The organism is Azospirillum brasilense, from assembly GCF_003349955.1.
Taxonomy (GTDB): Bacteria; Pseudomonadota; Alphaproteobacteria; order Azospirillales; family Azospirillaceae; genus Azospirillum; species Azospirillum brasilense_B.
Window position 1 is genome coordinate 12,364 of sequence record NZ_QLKQ01000027.1, and the last position, 21,238, is coordinate 33,601.

General features: G+C 70.7%; 21 protein-coding genes and 1 riboswitch. Of the genes, 14 read left to right on the top strand and 7 right to left on the bottom strand.

Annotation, left to right across the window (positions count from 1 at the left end):
* The first annotated feature begins 42 nt into the window (after positions 1 to 42).
* Positions 43 to 306: a glutaredoxin 3 gene (gene grxC / locus DXK32_RS13845; RefSeq protein WP_114859043.1), complete on the top strand. Its 264-nt coding sequence runs from the start codon at positions 43 to 45 to the stop codon at positions 304 to 306.
* Positions 303 to 1,139 (top strand): carbon-nitrogen hydrolase family protein, encoded by an 837-nt coding sequence (locus DXK32_RS13850; RefSeq protein ID WP_114859044.1) that lies wholly within the window; start codon positions 303 to 305, stop codon positions 1,137 to 1,139. Before grxC ends, DXK32_RS13850 begins: the two co-directional genes overlap by 4 nt.
* 27 nt (positions 1,140 to 1,166) lie before the next feature.
* Here DXK32_RS13850 and DXK32_RS13855 read toward each other — a convergent pair whose 3' ends face one another.
* A complete protein-coding gene (locus DXK32_RS13855; protein WP_162801175.1) occupies positions 1,167 to 1,745 on the bottom strand; it encodes a manganese efflux pump MntP in 579 nt (192 codons plus the stop codon).
* An 81-nt stretch (positions 1,746 to 1,826) separates the two neighbouring features.
* Positions 1,827 to 1,937: riboswitch (yybP-ykoY riboswitch) on the bottom strand.
* 72 nt (positions 1,938 to 2,009) lie between these two features.
* Entirely contained in the window at positions 2,010 to 2,642 is a 633-nt protein-coding gene (locus DXK32_RS13860) for a class I SAM-dependent methyltransferase (RefSeq protein WP_114859046.1), read from the bottom strand.
* A gap of 89 nt (positions 2,643 to 2,731) precedes the next feature.
* Between DXK32_RS13860 and DXK32_RS13865 the strand changes: the two genes are divergently transcribed.
* The 5 genes from DXK32_RS13865 to DXK32_RS13885 all read left to right on the top strand — a co-directional run bounded on the left by DXK32_RS13865 (position 2,732) and on the right by DXK32_RS13885 (position 8,087).
* On the top strand, positions 2,732 to 3,298 hold the full coding sequence (locus DXK32_RS13865) for a DUF1178 family protein (protein ID WP_432612344.1): 567 nt from the start codon (positions 2,732 to 2,734) through the stop codon (positions 3,296 to 3,298).
* A 218-nt stretch (positions 3,299 to 3,516) separates the two neighbouring features.
* Positions 3,517 to 3,819: a DUF485 domain-containing protein gene (locus tag DXK32_RS13870; protein WP_014239204.1), complete on the top strand. Its 303-nt coding sequence runs from the start codon at positions 3,517 to 3,519 to the stop codon at positions 3,817 to 3,819.
* Positions 3,819 to 5,537 carry a cation acetate symporter gene (locus tag DXK32_RS13875; RefSeq protein ID WP_114859048.1) on the top strand — a complete coding sequence of 573 codons (1,719 nt, stop codon included), beginning with the start codon at positions 3,819 to 3,821 and terminating at the stop codon, positions 5,535 to 5,537. Before DXK32_RS13870 ends, DXK32_RS13875 begins: the two co-directional genes overlap by 1 nt.
* Positions 5,538 to 5,655: 118 nt before the next feature.
* Positions 5,656 to 7,473: a putative nucleotidyltransferase substrate binding domain-containing protein gene (locus DXK32_RS13880; RefSeq protein WP_247877137.1), complete on the top strand. Its 1,818-nt coding sequence runs from the start codon at positions 5,656 to 5,658 to the stop codon at positions 7,471 to 7,473.
* A 44-nt stretch (positions 7,474 to 7,517) separates the two neighbouring features.
* Complete coding sequence (locus DXK32_RS13885; protein WP_247877138.1) at positions 7,518 to 8,087, top strand: DNA polymerase III; 570 nt, start codon at positions 7,518 to 7,520, stop codon at positions 8,085 to 8,087.
* 24 nt (positions 8,088 to 8,111) lie between these two features.
* Here DXK32_RS13885 and DXK32_RS13890 read toward each other — a convergent pair whose 3' ends face one another.
* Positions 8,112 to 9,821, bottom strand: coding sequence for a sensor histidine kinase (locus DXK32_RS13890; protein WP_247877139.1), 1,710 nt, complete (start codon positions 9,819 to 9,821; stop codon positions 8,112 to 8,114).
* 145 nt (positions 9,822 to 9,966) lie between these two features.
* Between DXK32_RS13890 and mtnA the strand changes: the two genes are divergently transcribed.
* Positions 9,967 to 11,076, top strand: coding sequence for an S-methyl-5-thioribose-1-phosphate isomerase (gene mtnA, locus DXK32_RS13895; protein WP_114859049.1), 1,110 nt, complete (start codon positions 9,967 to 9,969; stop codon positions 11,074 to 11,076).
* Between the two features lie 22 nt (positions 11,077 to 11,098).
* Here mtnA and DXK32_RS13900 read toward each other — a convergent pair whose 3' ends face one another.
* Both DXK32_RS13900 and DXK32_RS13905 read right to left on the bottom strand, forming a co-directional pair.
* The gene (locus tag DXK32_RS13900) at positions 11,099 to 11,560 is read right to left on the bottom strand and encodes a DUF4126 domain-containing protein (protein ID WP_114859050.1); all 462 of its coding nucleotides are present in this window, start codon (positions 11,558 to 11,560) and stop codon (positions 11,099 to 11,101) included.
* Positions 11,561 to 11,573: 13 nt separating this feature from the next.
* The gene (locus DXK32_RS13905) at positions 11,574 to 13,046 is read right to left on the bottom strand and encodes an aldehyde dehydrogenase family protein (RefSeq protein ID WP_114859051.1); all 1,473 of its coding nucleotides are present in this window, start codon (positions 13,044 to 13,046) and stop codon (positions 11,574 to 11,576) included.
* A 63-nt stretch (positions 13,047 to 13,109) separates the two neighbouring features.
* Here DXK32_RS13905 and crtI point away from each other — a divergent pair, with 63 nt between their 5' ends.
* The 5 genes from crtI (at position 13,110) to DXK32_RS13930 (ending at position 18,658) form a co-directional block, all read left to right on the top strand.
* Entirely contained in the window at positions 13,110 to 14,663 is a 1,554-nt protein-coding gene (gene crtI, locus DXK32_RS13910; RefSeq protein ID WP_114859052.1) for a phytoene desaturase family protein, read from the top strand.
* A complete protein-coding gene (locus tag DXK32_RS13915) occupies positions 14,660 to 16,201 on the top strand; it encodes a phytoene desaturase family protein (RefSeq protein WP_114859053.1) in 1,542 nt (513 codons plus the stop codon). Before crtI ends, DXK32_RS13915 begins: the two co-directional genes overlap by 4 nt.
* 29 nt (positions 16,202 to 16,230) lie before the next feature.
* On the top strand, positions 16,231 to 17,037 hold the full coding sequence (locus tag DXK32_RS13920) for a lysophospholipid acyltransferase family protein (protein ID WP_247877141.1): 807 nt from the start codon (positions 16,231 to 16,233) through the stop codon (positions 17,035 to 17,037).
* Positions 17,034 to 18,185 (top strand): glycosyltransferase, encoded by a 1,152-nt coding sequence (locus DXK32_RS13925; protein WP_114859055.1) that lies wholly within the window; start codon positions 17,034 to 17,036, stop codon positions 18,183 to 18,185. The genes DXK32_RS13920 and DXK32_RS13925 overlap by 4 nt, the downstream gene beginning before the upstream one ends.
* Before the next feature lie 71 nt (positions 18,186 to 18,256).
* Positions 18,257 to 18,658 carry a DUF2141 domain-containing protein gene (locus DXK32_RS13930; protein ID WP_247877142.1) on the top strand — a complete coding sequence of 134 codons (402 nt, stop codon included), beginning with the start codon at positions 18,257 to 18,259 and terminating at the stop codon, positions 18,656 to 18,658.
* A gap of 13 nt (positions 18,659 to 18,671) precedes the next feature.
* Here the strand turns inward: DXK32_RS13930 and DXK32_RS13935 are convergent, their stop codons facing one another.
* Both DXK32_RS13935 and DXK32_RS13940 read right to left on the bottom strand, forming a co-directional pair.
* Positions 18,672 to 19,295: a 3'-5' exonuclease gene (locus DXK32_RS13935; RefSeq protein ID WP_114859057.1), complete on the bottom strand. Its 624-nt coding sequence runs from the start codon at positions 19,293 to 19,295 to the stop codon at positions 18,672 to 18,674.
* 11 nt (positions 19,296 to 19,306) lie between these two features.
* A complete protein-coding gene (locus DXK32_RS13940; protein ID WP_114859058.1) occupies positions 19,307 to 19,897 on the bottom strand; it encodes an NUDIX domain-containing protein in 591 nt (196 codons plus the stop codon).
* A gap of 321 nt (positions 19,898 to 20,218) precedes the next feature.
* On the opposite strand from DXK32_RS13940, the gene DXK32_RS13945 reads away from it, so the two are divergent.
* Positions 20,219 to 21,238: a class I SAM-dependent methyltransferase gene (locus DXK32_RS13945; protein WP_114859059.1), complete on the top strand. Its 1,020-nt coding sequence runs from the start codon at positions 20,219 to 20,221 to the stop codon at positions 21,236 to 21,238.

A 21,238-nucleotide genomic window follows, 5' to 3' on the forward strand; every position in this document is an offset into this window, starting at 1 on the left:
GTTGATCTTATAACCGTTCAAAACAGCCAAGGAGCCCTCCGCATGGCCGACGTCGTCATCTACACCACGCCCTTCTGCCCCTATTGCTCGCGCGCGAAGCGTCTGCTCGACAGCAAGGGGGTGGCGTACGAGGAGATCGACCTCTACATGCATCCGGGCCGCCGCGAGGAGATGGTGCAGCGCGCCGAGGGGCGGATGACCGTCCCGCAGGTCTTCATCGACGGCAAGCCCTACGGCGGCTCCGACGACATCCACGCGCTGGACCGCGCCGGCAAGCTCGACCCGATCCTGGGAATCGGGGGATGAGCGGCGTCCTGAAGGCCGCCTGCGTCCAGGTCAACGCGGGCACGGAAATCCTTCCGAACCTTCAGGCGGCGGGCGAACTGGTCCGCCGGGCGCGCGACGCCGGGGCGGACTTCATCGCCCTGCCCGAGAATGTCAGCATGATCGTCCAGGGCCGCGCCAAGGTGCTGGAGCGGGTGAGGACGGCCGACGAGCATCCGGCGATCCCCTTCTTCGCCGATCTGGCGCGGGAGACCGGGGCCTGGCTGCTCGCCGGGACTCTGGGCGTCCTGCTCGACGACGGGCGGGTGGCCAACCGCAGCTATCTGTTCGACGCCGGGGGGCGGGCCGTCGCCCATTACGACAAGCTCCACATGTTCGACGTGGACCTGAAGGGCGGGGAGAGCTACCGCGAATCCGCCACCTTCCGGCCCGGCGACCGCGCGGTCCTGGCGGCGACGCCCTGGGGCGGGGTGGGGATGACCGTCTGCTACGACCTGCGCTTCGCCTATCTCTACCGGGCGCTGGCCCAGGCGGGGGCGGCGATCCTGACGGTGCCGGCGGCCTTCACGGTGCCGACCGGGCGGGCGCACTGGCACACGCTGCTGCGCGCCCGCGCCATCGAGACGGGCTGCTTCGTCCTCGCCCCGGCCCAGACCGGCAGCCACGACCAGGGGCGGCTGACCTACGGCCATTCCCTGATCGTCGCCCCCTGGGGCGAGGTGCTGGCCGACGCCGAGGAGGCGGTGGGCTTCGTCCTGGCGGAGCTGGACATGGCCCGCGTCGAGGAGGCCCGCCGCATGGTGCCGGCCCTGAGCCACGACCGGGCCTTTACGGTGGAGCGGGTCGGCTTCTGATACGGTTCGGGCGGCACCGGGAAGGGGTCAGAGCAGCGTGTGTTCGACCAGGATCTTGGTGCCGATGCCGAGCAGGGCGAGGCCGCCGAGGACCTCCGCCTTGCGGCCGAGCAGCGGGCCGGCCTTGCGCCCGATCAGCACGCCGCCGAAGGCCATGACCGCGGTCACCAGACCGATGATGACGCAGGCCTGGACGATGTTTACGTCGACCACGGCGAGGCTGACGCCGACCGCGCTGGCGTCGATGCTGGTCGCCAGCGCGGTGAGGACGAGCTGCATCGGGCCGAGCTGGCTTTTGCGCGTCGGCTGTTCCCCGGACTCCGGCGCGGCTTCCGGTCTCATGCCCTGGCGGATCATGTTGCCGCCGACCAGGGCGAGCAGCCCGAAGGCGACCCAATGGTCGACGCTGGCGATCCACGCGCTGACGGCGACGCCGACCATCCAGCCCAGCGCCGGGGTGATCGCTTCGAAGAAGCCGAAATAGGCGCCGACGCGCAGCGCGTCGACCAGCCGCGCTCGCTCGCTCGCCGCACCCTTGCCGATGGCGGCGGCGAAGGCGTCCACCGACAGGCTGAAGCCGAGAAGCAGAAGAGTGGTTGCGGTCAAACCGGAAATCCCCTGGGCCAAGACGGACCGACGGCGCGACGGTCCCATGGCCCTCAGGGACGTCGCGCCGTTGGTCTCACCAAGCCCGGTCCCGCCGGTGCCGTCTGCGCCACGGTCGCCTGGACCGAGTCTGTTGACGCAGGCTCCTTCGCGGCGTGGCGAAGGACGGTTACTCCCCAAAAACGCGGGCGGACCCTAGCGGCCCCGTTTCCAAGCGTCAATTCATGTGAACAGCTATTGAAATATTTGTAATGTTCCGCGCCGTCAGGCCGGCAGGGGGCGCGGTTCCGGGTCGCCGTCCAGGCCGCTTCCGGCCTCCAGGTCGTTGACGGCGCACAGCCGCTGCACCACCGCGGCCTTGGGCGAGGCGACCTCGCCATGCTCGTAGGCGACGACCTGGAGACGCCCGCGCGCCACCTCCAGAAGCTCGCCGTTGCGCAGCAGGAAGGCGGGGGAGGCGGGGCGGCCGAAGCGGGCGTTGCCCAGGGCGAAGGTCTCATAAAGGAGAAGGCCGCCGGGCTCCAGCGCGTCGAGGATGGCCGGGAACAGCGGGCGGTGCAGGTAGTTGGTCACCACGATCGCGGCGAAGCGGCGGTCGCGCAGCAGCGGCACCGGCGCTCCGCTCTCCAGGTCGGCCTCCACCAGCTCCACCCCCGCCGTCCCGGACAGGTCGGCCACCCCGCGCAGGTCGCGGTCCAGCCCGACCACCGGGTGGTTGCGCGCCTGGAACAGCCGCAGGTGCCGCCCCGACCCGCAGGCGAGGTCGAGGACCGGCCCGCCCGCCCGCACCAGCGGCGCGAAGCGCGCGACCCAGGGGGAGGGCGGGCTGATCGCGGCGTGCGGCGACGCGGAGGTGGAAGGCGGTGTGGACGGCGGTGTGGACGGCGGTGTGGACAAGGGACGAACGCTCCCGCTCTTTCATGACGCGTGTTTGACCGAGACGCCGGCGTCGTGCTGAACTGGCAAGCGGTCACCGACCGTATATCATGACCATCCGTTCTTCTCATCCTGGAGCATCCGACGGGGACATGATCCTCTTCGTTCTGAAATGCACGGCCGACCACCGGTTCGAAGCCTGGTTCCGCAACGGCGACGCCTACGAGACGCAGGCCGCCGCCAAAGCCATCGCCTGCCCGGTCTGCGGCGACCCGCACATCACCAAAGCCCCGATGGCCCCGCGCATCGCCAAGGGCGGGCGCTCCAGGGAGGAGGCCCCCCGGGACGGCGGCCCGCCGGAGGCGGCGCCCGAAGCGGCGGGCGGCGGCGGGGCTCCGGCCGCTCCCCCGGCGCCCGCAACGCCCGCCGTGCTGGCGGAGCTGCGCGAGCGCTTCGCGGCGGAAGTCATGCGTCATTTGACGGAAGTTCGCCGCACGGTTGAAACGAATTGCGATTACGTCGGGGATCGCTTCGCTGAAGAGGCGCGGCGCATCCATTATGGCGAAACCGATCCGCGCGGAATCTACGGCGAGGCCACCGACAAGGAAGCGGAGGAGTTGAAGGAGGAAGGTGTGACTTTTGGTCGCATACCTTGGCTTCCGCGCACCAATTCTTAAGCCCACGCTTCACAATATTTCGTGCACCCCTTGCCCTTTCGCTGCCATGGGTTAGTGAACGAACCTCCGGAACAACGGCCGCGGGCTGCGTCAAGGCGCTTTTTAGCGGTTGGCCTGCATCAAAGTTGTTGACGGGATAGTTCGTTACAAAGACCATATGGCCCGAGTGTCTAATATGACCTTGCAAAAATCGCTCGGCACTCGCGAGGGGACGCACTATGAAAGAAAACGCTCAGAGGATTCTCGCGAATCCCAAGTTTCAGGAGCTGGTGCAGAAGCGTAGCGCATTCGCGTGGACGCTTTCGATCGCCATGCTCGTCATCTACTTCGGCTTCATCCTGCTGGTCGCCTTCGGCAAGGGGTTCCTGGGTACCCCGATCGGCAGCGGCGTGACCACCTGGGGTATCCCCGTCGGCCTCTTCACCATCATCTCGGCGTTCATCCTGACCGGCATCTACGTGCATCGGGCGAACGGCGAGTTCGATGAGCTGAACCGGCAGATCATGGAGGAGTCGAAGTGATGCGTTCGCTGGTCAATCGTGTGGGCGTCGCGGCCGTCGCGGCCGGCGCGCTCATCCCCGCGTCGGTGCACGCGGCGGCGGTCGAAGGCCCGGTCCAGAAGCAGGCGACGAATTTCGAAGCGATCGTCATGTTCCTGGTCTTCGTGCTGGCCACGCTCGGCATCACCTACTGGGCGGCGCGCCGCACGAAGTCGGCGAAGGACTTCTACGCCGCGGGCGGCGGCATCACCGGCTTCCAGAACGGCCTCGCCATCGCCGGCGACTACATGTCGGCGGCGTCCTTCCTCGGCATCGCCGGCCTCGTCTACACCTCCGGCTTCGACGGCCTGATCTTCTCGGTGGGCTGGCTGGTCGGCTGGCCGATCATCCTGTTCCTGGTCGCTGAGCGCCTGCGCAACCTCGGCAAGTACACCTTCGCCGACGTCGCCTCCTACCGCTTCCAGCAGACCCCGATGCGCACGATGGCCGCCTGCGGCTCGCTCGCCACGGTGACCTTCTACCTGATCGCCCAGATGGTCGGCGCCGGCAAGCTGATCCAGCTGCTGTTCGGCATGGACTACCTGTGGGCGGTGGTGATCGTCGGCGTCCTGATGATCGCCTACGTGACCTTCGGCGGCATGCTCGCCACCACCTGGGTGCAGATCATCAAGGCGGTGCTGCTGCTGTCGGGCGCCTCCTTCATGGCCTTCGCGGTGCTCGCCAAGTTCGGCTTCAGCCCGGAGGCGATGTTCTCCACGGCCGTGCAGGTCCACCCGAAGGCGACCGGTATCATGGCGCCGGGCGCCCTCATCACCGACCCGGTCTCGGCAATCTCGCTGGGCATGGCGCTGATGTTCGGCACCGCCGGCCTGCCGCACATCCTGATGCGCTTCTTCACGGTGTCGGACGCCAAGGAGGCCCGCAAGTCGGTGTTCTACGCCACCGGCTTCATCGGCTACTTCTACATCCTGACCTTCATCATCGGCTTCGGCGCCATCGTGCTGCTGCTGGCCCCGGACGCCACCGGCGCCTATCCGTTCCTCGACGCGGCCAAGCTGGCGGCGGCGGGTGGCAAGCCCAACCCGTCGATGATCATCGGCGGCTCCAACATGGCGGCCATCCACACCGCGCACGCGGTGGGCGGCGACCTGTTCTTCGGCTTCATCTCGGCCGTGGCCTTCGCCACCATCCTCGCGGTGGTCGCGGGCCTGACGCTGGCCGGCGCCTCGGCCGTGTCGCACGACCTGTACGCCTCGGTGATCGCCAAGGGCCGTGCGTCGGAGCATGACGAGATCCGCGTGTCGAAGATCACCACCGTGGTCATCGGCATCGTCTCGATCTTCCTCGGCATCGCCTTCGAGAACCAGAACGTGGCCTTCATGGTCGGCCTCGCCTTCGTGATCGCGGCCTCGGCGAACTTCCCGGTTCTGCTGATGTCGATGTTCTGGAGCCGGATGACCACCCGTGGCGCCGTTCTCGGCGGCTGGATCGGGCTGGTCTCGTCGGTCAGCCTGCTGATCATGGGCCCGACCGTGTGGAAGTCGGTGCTGGGCAACCCGGCCGCCCTCTTCCCGTACGACAACCCGGGCGTCTTCACCATCCCGCTGTCGTTCCTGGCGATCTGGTTCTTCTCGATCACCGACAACAGCAAGGCCGCGCAGGACGAGCGCGAGGCCTACAAGGCCCAGTACATCCGGTCGCAGACCGGCCTGGGCGCCGAAGGGGCTTCCGCTCACTAAAGCGAATGGTCGCACCCGCCTTCCGCAGATGAAGGGGCTGGTGTAATCTTCAAGGCGCCTCAAGACCGCGGTCTTGGGGCGCCTTTTTTATTCACCCCACCGGTTCGTGGAGCGGCTTTTGTCCGACGCCTTCGATTTTTCCGTTCCGCCCTTCGACCGCCTGACGGCGGAGCAGCGGCAGCGGCTCGCCGCCGCGCTCGACCTCGGCGTCTACGCGCGGGACGGGGTGATCCTGAGCCGGGACGAGCCGGCGGATTGCCTGTTCGTGGTGCGGCAGGGGCTGGTCCACGAACGCCGGGGCGGCGAGGTGGTGGCGGTGCACGGCGCCCACGACAGCTTCGACCTCCAGGCGCTGTTCTCCGACGGGCAGGCGCGCAGTTTCGTCGCGGCGGAGGACACGCTGTGCGATCTGGTGCCGCGCCCGATCCTTCTCGAACTGGCGCACGAGAACGCCGCCTTCGGCGCGGTGATCCAGCAGGGCTTCGCCGACCGGCTGAGCGCACTGGCCAACGAGCGGTCCAACCGCGAAACCGCCGCGCTGACCATGGCGCGCATCCGGCAGGCCTACCTCCGCCCACCGGTCTTCGTCGAGGCCGGGGCGTCCCTGCGCGACGCGGCGGCGGCGATGAAGCGGGACCAGGCGAGCAGCGTTCTGGTCCGCGACGGCGATCCCGGAAAGGGCGGCCGTGTCGGCATCCTGACCGGCACCGACCTGCGCGACCTCGTGGTGCTGGAGGGGCGGCCGGTGGACAGCCCGGTCGGGCCGCTCGCCCGCTACGAGCTGCTGGCGCTGGACCGCGACGACCTGCTGTTCAACGCGCTGATCCTGATGACCAAGCATTCGGTGCGCCGTCTGGTCGTCACCGAGCAGGGCGCGGTCGTCGGCCTGCTGGAGCAGACCGACCTGCTGGCCGTCCTGTCCAACCATTCCCAGGTCGTCGCTCTCAAGGTCGACCACGCCGCCACGCCGGAGGATCTGGGCCGGGCCAGCCAGGACATCGTCGGGCTGATCCGCACGCTGCACGGCACGGGCGTCAAGGTGTCCTTCATCGCCGACCTCGTGACCGAGCTGAACCGCAAGATCTTCCGCCGCCTGTTCGAACTGCTGGCGCCGCCCGACCTGCTGGCCAACTCCTGCCTGATCGTGATGGGCAGCGAGGGGCGGGGCGAGCAGCTTCTGAAGACCGATCAGGACAACGGGCTGATCCTGCGCGACGGCTACGACTGCCCGTCGCTGCCGCAGGTGACCGACGCCTTCACCCGCCATCTGGTGGCGTTCGGCTATCCGCCCTGCCCGGGGCGCATCATGGTGTCCAACCCGGACTGGACGCGCCCGCTGGCGCTCTACAAGGATTCCCTCTTCCACTGGATCCACCGCCCCGACGAGGCGGCGCAGATGAACCTCGCCATCTTCTACGACGCGGCGGCGGTGGCCGGGGACGCCAGCCTGCTGGCCGAGGCGAAGGGCTACCTGCTCGGCCGGCTGCAGGACAACCAGATGTTCTTCACCGCCTTCGCCCGCCCGGCGCTCGCCTTCGACACGCCGTCGGGCCTGTTCGGCGGCCTGTTCGAGCGGCGGCGCAGCGAGGCGGTGGACATCAAGAAGGCCGGCATCTTCCCCATCGTCCACGGCGTCCGCGCGCTGGCGCTGGAGAAGCACATGGCCGAGACCAACACGACCGAGCGCATCTGGGCGCTCGCCGACCAGGGCGTTCTCGACCGCGGCATGGCGGGCGAGCTGGCCGACGCCTTCACCTTCCTGTCCACGCTGCGGCTGAAGGCCGGGCTCGACGGCAGCGTGTCCGGCACCCAGACCGACAACCTCGTCCGCACGGAGTCCCTGGGCAAGCTCGACCGCGACCAGTTCAAGGACTGTCTGGCCCTGGTGAAGAAGTTCAAGGAACTGATCGCCTACCACTTCCACTTGAACCACTGACCCTGAACCACCGACCCGCCGGGCGCGCGGGGAGAGGAGGCGGCATGCCGACCGAAACCATTGCCAGCGTGGTCGCCAACGGGGGGGCGCCGTCCGTTCCGGCGATGTCCGAGCATCCCGACCGCGCCCTGCTGCTGTCGGGGGAGGAAACCGGGGAGCGGGTGGCGATCCATTGCGAGGCCACCTCCTTCGACGCGGCCACGGCCGATCTGCGCAGCGTCGCGGCGCTGCGCATCCGCGGCGGGCGCGTCTTGACCAGCCAGCGCCTGATCCTCTCCTTCTGGCCCACCGAACCGGCGGAACCCGCCCTGTCCCGTCTGCTGGCCTTCATCGGCAACCGGCCGCTGGTCGGCTATTACCTGGATTTCACCGTGGGGCTTCTCGACCGGCTGGTGCAGCCGATGGTCGGCATGGCCCTGCCGAACCCGCGCATCGAGGTGTCCAGCCTCTATTACGGCCGCAAGGCCAAGGCGCCCGGCAAATACGCGGTCGATCTGCGGCTGGACAGCATCCTGCGCGACCTCGACCTGCCGCCGCGCGCCGGGGAGGACGCCTACGCCAGCGCGCTCGCGTCCGCCATGGTCTATCTGCGCCTGGAGCCGCCGCGGCCCTGACGCCGCTCCTCAGGCCGTCCCCCTTCAGGCGGCTTTCGTCTGGGTCTTGGCGAGGGTCGGCACCGACACGACGAAGCGGGTGCCCGGCCCGCCGTCCGGCTGGCGGTCGATGGTCACCTGCGCCCCGGCCTGCTGGGCCAGCGCCCGCACCAGAACCAGCCCCAGCCCGCTCTGGCGCTTGTCGGTCGCGCGGTTCTGGGAGGCGGACGGATCGGGCGGCAGGCCGGTGCCGTCGTCGCGCACCACCATCCGCATGCCCTCGCTCCCCTCCGGCAGCAGTTCGACCGTGATCGTGCCGGGGTGGCCGAGGGGGAAGGCGTGGAGCAGGGCGTTGGACACCAGCTCGCTGGCGATCAGCGCGAGCGGCGTGGCCTGATCGACGTCCAGGCTCCAGGGGCGGGGGGCGTTCACCGTCAGCCGCGCCCCGGTCGGGTTGGTCGAGCGGACCAGCCCGTCGCAGAGCTGGCGCAGGTAGTCGGCGAAGTCGATGCGCGCCGGCTGGTCGGAGCGGTAGAGCAGCTCCTGCATCAGGCTCATGCACTGGATGCGGCGCAGGCTCTCGTCGAAGGCGCGGCGGGCCGGCTCGTCGATGCGGGCCGCCTGAAGGCGCAACAGGCTGCAGATGACCTGAAGGTTGTTCTTCACCCGGTGCTGGACCTCCTTCAGCAGGACCTCCTTGTCGGTCACCGCCGTTTCGAGCTGGGCGTTGGTCTGTTCCAGCTCCGCCGTGCGCTGGTGGACCCGCTCCTCCAGCGTGTCGTAGGCGTGCTGGAGCGCGCTTTCCGCCTGCCGCTCCCGCCGGGCGCGTTGCAGGGCCATCCCGCCGATCACCGACACCGCGGCCAGCGCGGCCAGCGCGTAGGAGATGTAGGTCCAGAGCTGCCCGTGCCAGCGCTCCATGACGCTGCTCACCGGGATGGCGACCTCGGCGGTGACGGGCACGCTGTCCACCCGGCGCAGCGCGGTGATCTCCGGCTCGCCGGCGGCCTCCGCCGGGGCGCTGTCGGTGGCGTCCGGCCCCTGGGTCTCGCGCAGCAGCACCGTGCCGTCGGCGCGGCGCAGGGTGATGGAGCGGGCGTAGTCGAAATCGAAGCTCTTGTAGATGTCGCGGACGTAGCGCGGCGAGACGGCGACCAGGGCGACGCCGCGGAATTGCCCCGGTGCCGCGGCCAGCGGGCGCGAGAGCAGGATCAGCGGCTCCTGGCTGTAGCGGCTGTCGTCCAGTGCGGTGATGAAGAGGTTCCCCCCCGCCGCGCTGCCGCCCGCCCGCTGGGCCAGGAAATAGTCGCGGTCAGCGACGGTCATCGCCGGGGTGGGAAAACGGCGGGTGGTCAGGACGGCGTTCCCCTCCGCGTCGAACAGCCAGATCGACACCAGATAGGGCGTGCCCCGGACCAGCGCCGCGTAGCGCTCCCAGGCCGCGCGGTCGGTGGGCAGCGGGGCGTCCGCCGGGCCGGCGAGCTGGACCGCCTGTTTCAGGATCAGGTCGCTGGTCTCCACCAGCCGGGCCGCGTGCTCGGCCACCAGCAGGCTGGCGTTGCCGGCGGTGTCCTGGGCGTGCTGCAGGGCCGCCGCCCGGTCGCGCAGCGCGAAGCTGGCCGACAGGCCGAGCGTCAGCAGCAGCGCCACCGCGCAGACCATCAGCACCAGCGCCGATCCCGGCATCCGGTAGAGCAGGGGGGAACCTTTGGATCGCAGGGCGCGCAGGGGCATGGGAAAGAGGCCGTTGAGCATCGAAGGTCGTGGCTTTCGTGGCGGACCAACACTTTTTTGCAGGCTCCTGTTCCCTGGGTACGCCCGTTGAACCGCGCCGCGCCACCCCCTATTGTCGCGCCGGGCCGAAAGGCCGAAGCGGCATCGAGCGCGGGGAGTATGGCGTATGAGGATCGACGGCACGGCCTACCGGACCATCTGGCCGGCGCAGGACGGCTGGGCGGTGGAGATCATCGACCAGACGCGGATGCCCCATGATTTCGCCGTCGCGCGGCTGACCAGCCTGGAGGAGGCCGCCCACGCCATCCGCGCCATGCTGGTGCGCGGGGCGCCGCTGATCGGGGCGACCGCCGCCTACGGCGTCGCGCTGGCCATGCGGGCCGACCCGTCCGACGCGGCGCTGGAGGCGGCCCATGCCCGGCTGCTCGCCACCCGTCCGACCGCGGTCAACCTGCGCTGGGCGCTGGAGCGGATGCGCGCCCGTCTGGCGCCGCTGCCGCCCGCCGCCCGCGCCGCGGCCGCCTACGCCGAGGCCGCCGCCGTCTGCGACGAGGACGTCGCGATCAACTGCGCCATCGGGGAGCATGGCGCCGCCCTGATCCGCGAGGCCGCCCGCCGCAAGGCGCCGGGGGAGCCGGTGAACGTGCTGACCCACTGCAACGCCGGCTGGCTCGCCACCGTCGATTGGGGGACCGCGCTGGCCCCGGTCTATGTCGCCTTCGAGGAGGGCATCCGCCTGCATGTCTGGGTGGACGAGACGCGCCCGCGCAACCAGGGCGCCAGCCTGACCGCCTGGGAGCTGAACCGCCACGGCGTGCCCCACACGGTGGTGGTCGACAACACCGGCGGCCACCTGATGCAGCACGGCAGGGTCGACCTGTGCATCGTCGGCACCGACCGCACCACGGCGACCGGCGACGTCTGCAACAAGATCGGAACCTACCTGAAGGCCTTGGCCGCCCACGACAACGGTGTGCCCTTCTACGTCGCGCTGCCCTCGCCGACCATCGACTGGGGCATGGCCGACGGGGTGAGGGAAATCCCCATCGAGGAGCGCGACGCCCGCGAGGTGACCGAGCTGACCGGCATCACCGCCGATGGACGGATCGAAACCATCCGCGTCACCCCGGCCGGCAGCCCGGCGGTCAATTACGGCTTCGACGTCACCCCGGCCCGTCTGGTCACCGGCTTGGTGACCGAGCGCGGCGTCTGCCCGGCGAGCCGCGAGGGGCTGCTGGGCCTGTTCCCGGAGCAGGGCGGCGGCGCGGCGCGCTGACGCCCTCGTTCCGAAAAGCCGCCTACGCCGCGGCGACGACGAGCAGGGCGATGGTCAGCGCCACCGCGTCCTCGATCAGCGCCGCCGGCCGGTCGCGGCCGAAGGCGGCGGCCAAGCGCCGGCGCGCCTCATAGAACAGGAGCGTGCCGGCGCCCGCGCCCAGCCCGCCGGCGATCAGGCCGGGAACCCACGCGCCCGCGTTCGCGCCGATGGCCGCACCCGCGATGGCGCCGCCGGCGATGCGGCTGGCGAAGGGGAAGGGGAGCTTGCGGCTGGGGGTGGTCGGCAGCTTGTCGGTGACCAGCTCCCCCAGGGCCATGGCGGTGAAGACCCAGGGCGAGACCGGGTGGCCGAGGAAGAACAGCCAGCTTCCCGACAGGTCGAGCCAACCGCCGTAGGCGGCCCAGGAGACCGCCGCCGGACCCAGCAGGGTGCGCGAACCGGACACGGCGCCGATCAGCGCGGCGAGCAACAGGACGGTCATCGGGGGCTCCGCGTCAATCGGTCGAACGGTTGCGAAGACGGTGGATCAGGGTCCGGACCGCCCCGGCGCGACCGCCGGGACCGCCGTGGAGCAGGCGGATCGCCGCCAGCATCAGCGCCGCGTCGCCGTCGCGCGGCGGGTCGGTGTGGAAAAGCCGCCGGCCGCGCCGCACCGAGACGGCCTTCACCCGAGTCATCTCCAGCAGCCCTTCGGCGCCGCGCGTGACGCCCCAGCCGCTGGCGCGCCGTCCGCCAAAGGGCAGGCGGGGGTCGGCGGTCGGCACGATCAGGTCGTTGACCGTCACCGTCCCGGCGTCCAGCCGCCCGGCCAGCGCGCAGGCCGCCTCCTCCGGCCCGAAGACCGAGGCGCCGAGCGCGTAGGGGCTCTGCGCGGCGGCCTCCAGCGCCTCCGCCATGTCGCGGACCGGCACCAGCGACAGGATGGGGGCGAACAGCTCCTCGCGCAGCAGCGCCATGCCCGGCCGCGCGTCGGCCACGATCAGCGGCGCCATCGCCGGGTCGGCGTCCTCGGGCAGCGGACCGAGCGGGCGTGCGCCTTCCGCCATCGCCGCGCGGACCAGCCCGGTCAGCCGCCGCCGCACCGGCAGGGGCACCGCCGCCGGCGGGATCGCCGCCACGCAGGCGGTCAGGGCACCCTCCAGCTCGGTCGCCAGGGCGCGCGGCACGAAGACCCGGCGCGGCGCGATGCAGGTGGCGGAGCCGTTCAGGCGCAGGCCGAAGGCCAGAGCGCGGGCGACCGTGCCGAGGTCGGCCCCCGGCAGGACGAACACCGCGTCGTTCCCCGACAATTCCATGGTTGAGGGCACCAGCCCGTCGGCGAGCTGGCGGGCCACCGCCCGGCCGGTGGCGGCCGATCCGGTCAGCACCAGCTTGTCGATGCCGGCGGCGATCGCGTCGGACACCGCGTCGGGGGACTCGTCCAGAAGCTGGAACAGGCCGTCCGGCAGGCCGGCCTCGGCCAGCCAGTCGGCCAGCCGCTCCATCGGCGCCGAGCAGCCGGGCGCCGGCTTGATCAGCACCGTGTTCCCGGCGGTCAGCGCCTGGAGCGCCTGCACCCCCGGCAACAGCAGCGGGTAGTTGGACGGGCCGACGATCAGGACGGTGCCGAACGGCTCCCGCCGCACCTCCGCCGCGACGCCGAACAGCCAGACCGGACGGCCGCGCGCTCCCAGGCGTCGCGGCGCCAGCAGCGCGGCGGCCTCGCGTTCCAGGAAACGGCAGGCCTCGGCCAGCGGCAAAACCTCCGCGCTCAGGCTCTCGGCGGCGCTGCGTCCGGGGCGGGTCGCCAGCGTTCGCACAAGCTCCTCCGCATCCGCCGCGATGCGGCGGCGGACGGTGCGGATGATGGACAGTCTTTCGCCTGTATTGCCGCCGGCCCACGCCGCGCGCGCAGATGAAAATGGATCGCCGCTCCCGCTTGTCCAAGGGGCTACACCTGGAGAGGTGGCATTGTGGCTGTGATCCATTCCCGGTCCATGTTCGTAACTGCCTTCACACAAGTCGGCAGCTTGGGAGCGTTTGGCAAGCGGATGGAACGGCAAGTCGTGATCATTGGCGCTGGGCCCGGTGGATTGGCATCCGCGATGCTCCTGGCGCTCACCGGGGCGAAGGTCACCGTGCTGGAACGGCAGGACCGCGTCGGCGGCCGGTCGGCCGGCTTCGCGCTCGACGGGTACCGCTTCGACAGCGGCCCGACCTTCTTCCTCTATCCCCGCATCCTGGAGGAGATCTTCGAGGCCTGCGGGCGCCGCCTGTCGGACGAGGTCGATCTGATCCGCCTCGACCCGCTCTACCGGCTGGTCTTCGAGGCCGGCGGGGAGCTGCGGGTCCACGCCGAGATGAAGGCGCTGATGGCGGAGATCGCGCGCCTCAACCCGCGCGACGCCCAGGGGCTGCCGCGCTTCCTGGCCGACAACCGGGCGAAGATGGAGCTGTTCCGCCCGATCCTGGAGACCGACTTCTCCAGCCCCTGGGCGCTGGCCTCGCTGCCGATGCTGAAGGCGCTGGGACGGCTCTCGCCGCAGCGTTCGGTCGACCGCGACCTGTCCCGTTACTTCCAGGACCCGCGCGTCCGCCTCGCTTTTTCCTTCCAGAGCAAGTATCTGGGCATGTCGCCCTTCCGCTGCCCCAGCCTGTTCACCATTCTCTCCTTCCTGGAGCACGAGCACGGGGTCTTCCACCCGCGCGGCGGCACTGAGGCGGTGATGGAGGCGATGCGGCGGGTGGCCGAAAGCCTCGGCGTCACCGTGCGGCTGAACGAGACGGTGCGCCACATCCGCTTCCAGGGCCGCCGCGCCGTCGGGGTGCGGACGGAGGCCGGCGAGTATCCGGCCGACGCGCTGGTCATCAACGCCGACTTCGCCCGCGCGATGACCACGCTGGTGCCCGACGACCTGCGCCGCCGCTGGACCGACGCCCGCATCGCCACCAAGAAATTCTCCTGCTCCACCTTCATGCTCTATCTCGGGATCGAAGGGCGGATGGAGGGGCTGGACCACCACACCGTCTATCTGGCGGAGGATTACGCCCGCAACCTCGCCGAGATCGAGGACGGCCGCGAGATGCCGCGCCGCCCATCGATCTACGTGCAGAACGCCTGCGTCACCGACCCGGACTTGGCTCCGCCCGGCGGCAGCACCCTCTACATCCTGGTGCCGGTCGGCCACCAGCGCGGCCACATCGACTGGGCGGCCGAGGCGCCGCGCTACCGCCGCCTCGTGCTCGACCGGCTGGCCGGCTTCGGGCTGACCGACCTGGAGCGGCGCATCCGGGTGGAGCGGGTGGTGACGCCGGCCGACTGGGACCGCCAGTTCGCGGTGCACCGCGGCGCCACCTTCAATCTGGCGCACAGCCTCGACCAGATGCTCCACCTGCGTCCGCACAACCGGTTCGAGGATCTGGACGGCGTCTATCTGGTGGGCGGCGGCACCCATCCCGGCAGTGGCCTGCCGGTGATCTTCGAAGGCGCGCGCATCACGTCGCGGCTGCTGGCCTCGGAGCTGGGGCTGCCGACGCCCTGGCGCAGCGAAACCATGGGACTGTCCGGCCTGCCCAAGCGGGCCGTAGCGGGGGGATTGGCATGACGGATCGGATCGCGGTGATCGGCGGCGGCCTGGGCGGGCTGGCGTCGGCGGTGGTTCTGGCGGCGCGCGGCCACAAGGTGGTGCTTCTGGAGAAGAACGGCTGGGTCGGCGGCAAGGCGGCGGTTCTGGAGGAGGGCGGCTTCCGCTTCGACATGGGGCCGACCATCCTGACGGTGCCGCGCGTCCTGCGCCGCATCCTGGCGGAGGCCGGCTGCGACCTCGACCGCGAGCTGGAGCTGGTCCGGCTGGAGCCGCAATGGCGCTGCTTCTTCGACGACGGCACGGTGCTGGACCTGTCGGAGAACATCGGCGCGATGGCCGCGGAGCTTGACCGGCTGACCCCCGGCCGCGGCGCCGGGGAGGGCTACCGCCGCTTCCAGGCCTTGTCGGAGCGTCTGCACGGCATCTCCGAACGCTTCTTCTTCTGGAAGTCGGTGGAGGATCTTGGCGACACGCTGAAGCTCCGCGACAGCATGAACGCCGGCACCCTGTCGGACGTGCTGGCGCTGCGCATGGGCAGCACGGTGGCCGGCACCATCCGCAGCCACGTCCCCGACGCGCGCGCCGCCCAGATGCTCGACCATTTCACCCAGTATGTCGGCTCGTCCCCCTACGGCTCCCCGGCGGTGCTCTGCGCCATCGCCCACATGCAGACCAACGACGGCGTCTGGTACCCGATGGGCGGCACCCGCGCCGTTCCGCTGGCGCTGGAGCGGGTGGCCCGGCGCCTCGGCGTCGAGATCCGCACCGGCACCGGCGTGCGCCGGCTGGAGGTGACCGGCAAGCGCGTCACCGCCGTCGAGACCGAGGGCGGGGAGCGCATCCCGGTGTCGGCGGTGGTCTCCAACATGGATTCCGTCCGCACCTACGAGGAACTGGTGGGCGGCGCCCCGGCCAAGCGCTTCCGCAAGCGCCGCCGCTACGAGCCGGCCTGCTCGGGCGTGGTCTTCTATCTCGGGCTCGACCGCGGCTACGAGCATCTGCTGCACCACGACTTCGTCTTCTCCCGCGATCCGGCCGAGGAGTTCGACTGGATCTACCGCCGCGGGGAGCCGGCGCCCGACCCGACCTGCTACATCGCCGCCCCCGCCCGCACCGAGCCCGGCGTGGCGCCGCCGGGGGGCGAGGCGCTCTACGTCCTGGTCCACACCCCCTACCTGCGGCCGCACCACGACTGGTCGCGGATGCTGCCGGACTACCGCCGCGTGGTCTTCGACAAGCTGAAGCGCACCGCCGGCATGGTCGACCTGGAAGAGCGCATCCGCGTCGAGCGCGTCCTGACCCCGCAGGACATCCACGACCGCTACCGCGTTCTGAACGGCGCCATCTATGGGTTGGCCAGCCACGGCCGCTTCATGGGCGCCTTCAAGCCGGGCAACCGTTCGCGCGACGTGGAGGGGCTGTATCTGGCCGGCGGGGCCGCCCATCCGGGACCCGGCATGCCGATGGTGCTGATGTCCGGCTGGATCGCCGCCGATAGCCTGGACCAGGACCTGCGGAGCGGAGCGCGCGACGGCGACCTGCGCGCCGTCGCCTGACGGGCGGGCCGGGCATGGGAGACGACGGGTTGAGGGACGATCCGGTCGCGCTGCGCTCACCGGCGCTCTGCCGCTTCTTCGGCGCCGTCATGGCGCGGCGGATGCGACGCGACTTCCACGCGCTGCGGCTGGCCCGGCCGGGCTGGCCGGACCTGCCGGCGGACCGGCCGGTGATCGTCTGCCTGAACCACCCGTCCTGGTGGGACCCCGCCTTGCTGATCGTGATGGGGACGACCCGCTACCGCGACCGGCCGGGCTACGGCCCCATCGACGCGGCGATGCTGCGCCGTTACCGCTTCATGGCCCGCATCGGCCTGTTCGGGGTCGAGCCGGGCCGGGCCGGGGCCGCCGCCTTCCTGCGCCACGGCCGAAACATCCTGGCCGACCGGCGCTCCATGCTGTGGATCACCGCCGAGGGCGCCTTCACCGACCCGCGCCGCCGCCCGGTCCACCTGCGGCCGGGCATCGCCCATCTGGTGCGCCGCGCGCCGGAGGCTGTGGTGGTGCCGCTCGCCGTGGAATACCCGTTCTGGGACGAGAGCACGCCGGAGGCGCTGGCCCGCTTCGGCGAGCCCGTGGATGCCTCCGCCTTCGCCGGCCAGCCGGTGCCGGAGATCGCCACCGCGCTGGAACATCGGTTGGAGGCGGTGATGGACGCGCTGGCGCTCGACGCGCAGAGCCGCGACCCGGCGCGCTTCCGGACGCTGATCGACGGTTCGGCGGGGGTCGGCGGCGTCTACGACCTGTGGCGCCGGGCGCGGGCCTGGGCCGTCGGGCAGCGCTTCACCCCCGCGCATGGTGACGCATCCCACAAGGAAGAGGTTCCCCGCCGATGAGCGTCCTCACGCTGCTGGCCGCTCTGTCGCTGGCGCTCGCCCTGCTGCCGCTGGGGCTGGGCCTCGTGAACCTGTGCCTCTACCGCCGCCCGAGGGCCGAGCCGCCGCCGGACGCCGCCGTCAGCATCCTGATCCCCGCCCGCAACGAGGAGGCCACCATCGCCGCCGCGGTGCGGGCGGCGCTGTCCAGCCGCGGCGTGACGGTGGAGGTGGTTGTGCTGGACGACCATTCCACCGACCGCACGGCGGCGATCGTCCGCGACCTCGCCGCCGGCGACCCGCGCCTGCGTTTGGAGACGGCGCCCCCGCTGCCGCCGGGCTGGTCGGGCAAGCAGCACGCCTGCCAGGCGCTCGCCGGGCTGGCGCGGCACCCGGTGCTTCTGTTCCAGGACGCCGACGTGCGGCTGGCCCCGGACGCCGCCCGGCGGACCTGCGGCGCGCTTCTGGCGGGCAAGGCGGGGCTGGTCAGCGGTTTCCCGCGCCAGGAGACCGGCACCCTGGCCGAGGCGCTGGTGATTCCGCTGATCCATGTGCTTCTGCTCGGCTATCTCCCCATGGTCGGGATGCGCTGGTCGGCCAGCCCCGGCTTTGCCGCCGCCTGCGGCCAGCTGATCGCGGTGCGGCGGGATGCTTATGAGAAGGCTGGCGGCCACGCCGCCATTGCCACGTCGCTGCACGACGGGGTGACTCTGCCGCGGGCCTTCCGCCGGGCGGGGCAGGGCACCGACCTGTTCGACGCGACCGGCCTCGCCCGCTGCCGGATGTACCGCGGCTGGCGGGAGGTGTGGTCCGGCTTCTCGAAGAACGCGACGGAGGGCATGGCGACCCCGGTCGCCCTGCCGGTCTGGACCCTGCTGCTGTTCGGCGGCCATGTCCTGCCCTGGCTGCTGCTGGGCTGCGCGGCGCTGGTCCCGCTGCCGGATATGGTCGTCGCCCTGGCGGCGCTGGCCGTGGCGGCGGGGCTGGCGTTCCGCTTGCTGCTGGCCGTGCGTTTCCGTCAGAGTCTTGTCGGTGCGCTGCTCCACCCCATGGGCATCCTGATCCTGCTGGCGATCCAATGGTCGGCGCTGCTGCGCGCCCGCCGGGGGCGCCCGGCGGAATGGCGGGGGCGCGCCTATCCGTCCACCTCACGAACGGGTGCACCATGACTCACGGGCAGTTCCGGAACGCTCGCCGCTTGGCCGCCGGTGGATGGCTGGCGGCGTTGGGGTTCGCGGCGTTGGCATTCGGTCTTGCGGCCCCGGCCAGCGCCGCCGACCTTGCCATCACCGTCGCCAACGTCGCGAACGGGCAGGGGAAGGTGCTGGTCGCGGTGTGCACGCCGGAGACCTTCCTGGGACCCAACTGCCCCTACACCGCGGCGGAACCGGCGCGGCCGGGCAGCGTCACCGTGGTGGTGCACAAGGTGCCGCCCGGCACCTACGCCGTGCAGTCCTTTCATGACGAGAACCAGAATCTCGAACTCGACCGCAACTTCCTCGGCCTGCCGAAGGAGGGGGTCGGCTTCAGCAACGACGCCCCCATGCGCTTCGGCCCGCCGCGCTACGCCGACGCCGCCCTGACGGTCGCCGAGCCGGTGACGCGCACGACGCTGACCCTGCGCTACTTTGTCGAGCGCTGAGTGTCTTCCGTTTTCAGAGCACCGGCACCAGACGCCGCCGCCGGGGCGGCGGGTTGCCGCCCTTGCAGGGGCTGTAGCCGCCGGGCGCCAGCTGCCCGAACGTGATGCCGGTGGCCGTGGCGATGTCGGCCAGCCGCTCCAGCCCCAGAACGCGGGTGGCGGCAAGCGCGATGCGCCCGCAGGCCTCGGCGTCGCTGCCGGCGTGGTGGTGGTCGAGCGCGATTCCGAGATGGTCGGCCAGATAATTCAGCTTGTGCGCGGCCAGCTGCGGCCACGCCTTGCGCGCCAGCACCACGGTGCACAGGTAGCGGCAGGCCGGCCATTCCAGCCCGTAATCGTCCAGCGTGTGGCGCAGCACGCTGATGTCGAAGGAAGCGTTGTGGGCCAGCACCAGACGGCCCTCCAGCCGGCGGGCGAAGCGGTGCCAGACCTCGGGGAACTCCGGCGCGCCGGCGACATCCTCCGCCCGCAGGCCGTGGACGGCGGTGTTGAAGGGGTTGAAGCGCATCTCCCGCGGGCGGATCAGATGCTCCTCCGTCTCCACCACGCGCCCGTCCTCGATCCAGGCGACGCCGATGGAGCAGGCGCTGGTCCGCGATTCGTTGGCGGTTTCGAAGTCGATGGCGACAGCCTGCATGACGTCGTTCCTCAACCCAGGATCAGGCGGGTGACGTCCGCGGGCAGGTCGCCGTCGAGCGCCATCAGACGGACCCTCATCAGGCAGGCCACCGCGATGGCGTCGGTGATCTCCCCGCGCTTGACCATGGCGTAGGCCTCCGCGAAGGGGACGTGGCGCAGCTGCAGGACCTCCGTTTCCTCCGGTTCGGCCTGCCCCTGCTCGATCCCCCAGGCGAGAAAGCAATGGGCGGTCTCGTCGGTGATGCTGTTGGACAGGTGCATGGTCAGGATCGGCAGCCAGTGGCGGGCGGTCTGGCCGGTTTCCTCCAGCAGCTCGCGCCTGGCCGACTCCACCGGGTCGACGCCCTTCTTGCCGCCGCCCTCCGGGATCTCCCAGCTGTACTGTTCCAAGGGGAAGCGGTACTGGCCGACCAGAGTGACGCGGCCCTGGTCGTCGATGGGAACCACACCGGTCGCCAGATTCTGGGCGTGCATGACTCCGTAGATGCCGGGGTTGCCGAGCGGGGTCAGCACGTCGTGCTCCACCACCCGCATCCACGGATTCTCGTAGATCGGCTTGGTCGTCAGGACGGTCCAGGGGTTGCCGGTCTTGTGCGGCACGCCGGTGCTCCTAAAGCGGTGTGTGGGCGGGCTGAGGAGGTGCTGGGGCGGAACTATAGGCATTGCGGGGCCATGCTGCAACGCGGCGCGCTTCGGCCGCCGCGCCGTACGCCGGGGTCGGGACCGCCGGCGCTGTATGTTTCGGAAATATTTCACAGTTAGATAAAATTTTCGCAACAGTTCGTGCAAGTCCTCTTTAACTGTTCGTGCTGGTTACTTGACTCCCCGACTGTTGAGGTCTACCTCTATATTGTGCGGTATCCGTTGATGCCGGCGGTCGCCGTCCTTCATGGGGCAGCAATTTTGGAAACGCAGCGCCGGATGCGGCACAATTTTCAGGATAGGGAGCGCTGGCGCAATCCCGACTGGCGGACGAAATTCGTCGCTTGGTGGGAAGGCTACGACCTTGCCGCCCTGTCCCGGCTGGCCCGCGCCGCCCCCGCCTCCCGCCTGCCGCTGCGCGGCCCGGTGGCGGCGCTGGGTTCCGCCGCGCCCGCCGGCGCCCTGCCGCCCGAGGCGGCGCGGCCCGATGCCGACCTGGAACGGCTGGAGAACCTGCAACTCGACCGCCAGGGCGAACCGGTCTGGTCGGTCGCCCGCACGGAAGGGGCGCAGATGCTGTGGGGCCAGGACTGCGTCGGTCCCGGCGACTCGCAATGGATGGTCGAATCCGTCCGCTCCTTCGGGCTGAACCCGGCCAAGAGCGTGCTCGACCTCTCGGCGGGGCTGGGCGGGCCGGCGCGCGGCATCGTCGACAGCTACGACACCTGGGTGACCGGGCTGGAGATGTCGCCCCTGCTGGCCAAGCTGGGGATGGAGCGGTCGAAGGCTTTGGGCGTGTCGAAGAAGGCGCCGATCGGCCATTACGACCCCGAGCATTTCAACCAGGCGGGCTCCTTCGACCTCGTGCTGGCCGACCGGGTGATGCACCGGGTGCGCGACAAGGAGAATTTCCTCGACCGCATCAGCGAGTGCGTCAAGCCGAAGGGCGGCGTGCTGCTGTTCGATTACGTGATCGAGGGCACCCCGTCCTCCTGGGAGAGCTGGAACGGCTGGCGCGACTCCGAGCCGCTGGAGGTCTATCCCTGGTCGGCCACCCGCATGGCCGACGAGCTGACCCAGCGCAACCTCGACCTGCGCATATCCGAGGACCTGACCCAGTTCCACCGCCGTCAGGCCGTCGATCGGGTGCGCCGCCTGGGCGAGGCGCTGAAGACCGCCGCCCCAGAGCCCCGCGTGCTCAAGGCGCTGGCCCGCGAACTGGCGCTGTGGTGGTCGCGCCTGCGCGTGCTGGGCAGCGGCCTGCGCTTCTGCCGCTATGTGGCGATGCGTCCGACCTGA

Bases quoted from the DNA above. Each gene is read 5' to 3' on its own strand.
- DXK32_RS13905 (WP_114859051.1), bottom strand. From the start codon at position 13,046: ATGGATCACAGCCACAATGCCACCTCTCCAGGTGTAGCCCCTTGGACA.
- DXK32_RS13945 (WP_114859059.1), top strand. From the start codon at position 20,219: ATGCGGCACAATTTTCAGGATAGGGAGCGCTGGCGCAATCCCGACTGG.
- DXK32_RS13890 (WP_247877139.1), bottom strand. From the start codon at position 9,821: ATGCTCAACGGCCTCTTTCCCATGCCCCTGCGCGCCCTGCGATCCAAA.
- DXK32_RS13900 (WP_114859050.1), bottom strand. From the start codon at position 11,560: ATGACCGTCCTGTTGCTCGCCGCGCTGATCGGCGCCGTGTCCGGTTCG.
- DXK32_RS13925 (WP_114859055.1), top strand. From the start codon at position 17,034: ATGAGCGTCCTCACGCTGCTGGCCGCTCTGTCGCTGGCGCTCGCCCTG.
- DXK32_RS13865 (WP_432612344.1), top strand. From the start codon at position 2,732: ATGACCATCCGTTCTTCTCATCCTGGAGCATCCGACGGGGACATGATC.
- DXK32_RS13850 (WP_114859044.1), top strand. From the start codon at position 303: ATGAGCGGCGTCCTGAAGGCCGCCTGCGTCCAGGTCAACGCGGGCACG.
- DXK32_RS13870 (WP_014239204.1), top strand. From the start codon at position 3,517: ATGAAAGAAAACGCTCAGAGGATTCTCGCGAATCCCAAGTTTCAGGAG.
- DXK32_RS13935 (WP_114859057.1), bottom strand. From the start codon at position 19,295: ATGCAGGCTGTCGCCATCGACTTCGAAACCGCCAACGAATCGCGGACC.
- DXK32_RS13885 (WP_247877138.1), top strand. From the start codon at position 7,518: ATGCCGACCGAAACCATTGCCAGCGTGGTCGCCAACGGGGGGGCGCCG.
- DXK32_RS13875 (WP_114859048.1), top strand. From the start codon at position 3,819: ATGCGTTCGCTGGTCAATCGTGTGGGCGTCGCGGCCGTCGCGGCCGGC.
- DXK32_RS13915 (WP_114859053.1), top strand. From the start codon at position 14,660: ATGACGGATCGGATCGCGGTGATCGGCGGCGGCCTGGGCGGGCTGGCG.
- crtI (WP_114859052.1), top strand. From the start codon at position 13,110: ATGGAACGGCAAGTCGTGATCATTGGCGCTGGGCCCGGTGGATTGGCA.
- mtnA (WP_114859049.1), top strand. From the start codon at position 9,967: ATGAGGATCGACGGCACGGCCTACCGGACCATCTGGCCGGCGCAGGAC.
- grxC (WP_114859043.1), top strand. From the start codon at position 43: ATGGCCGACGTCGTCATCTACACCACGCCCTTCTGCCCCTATTGCTCG.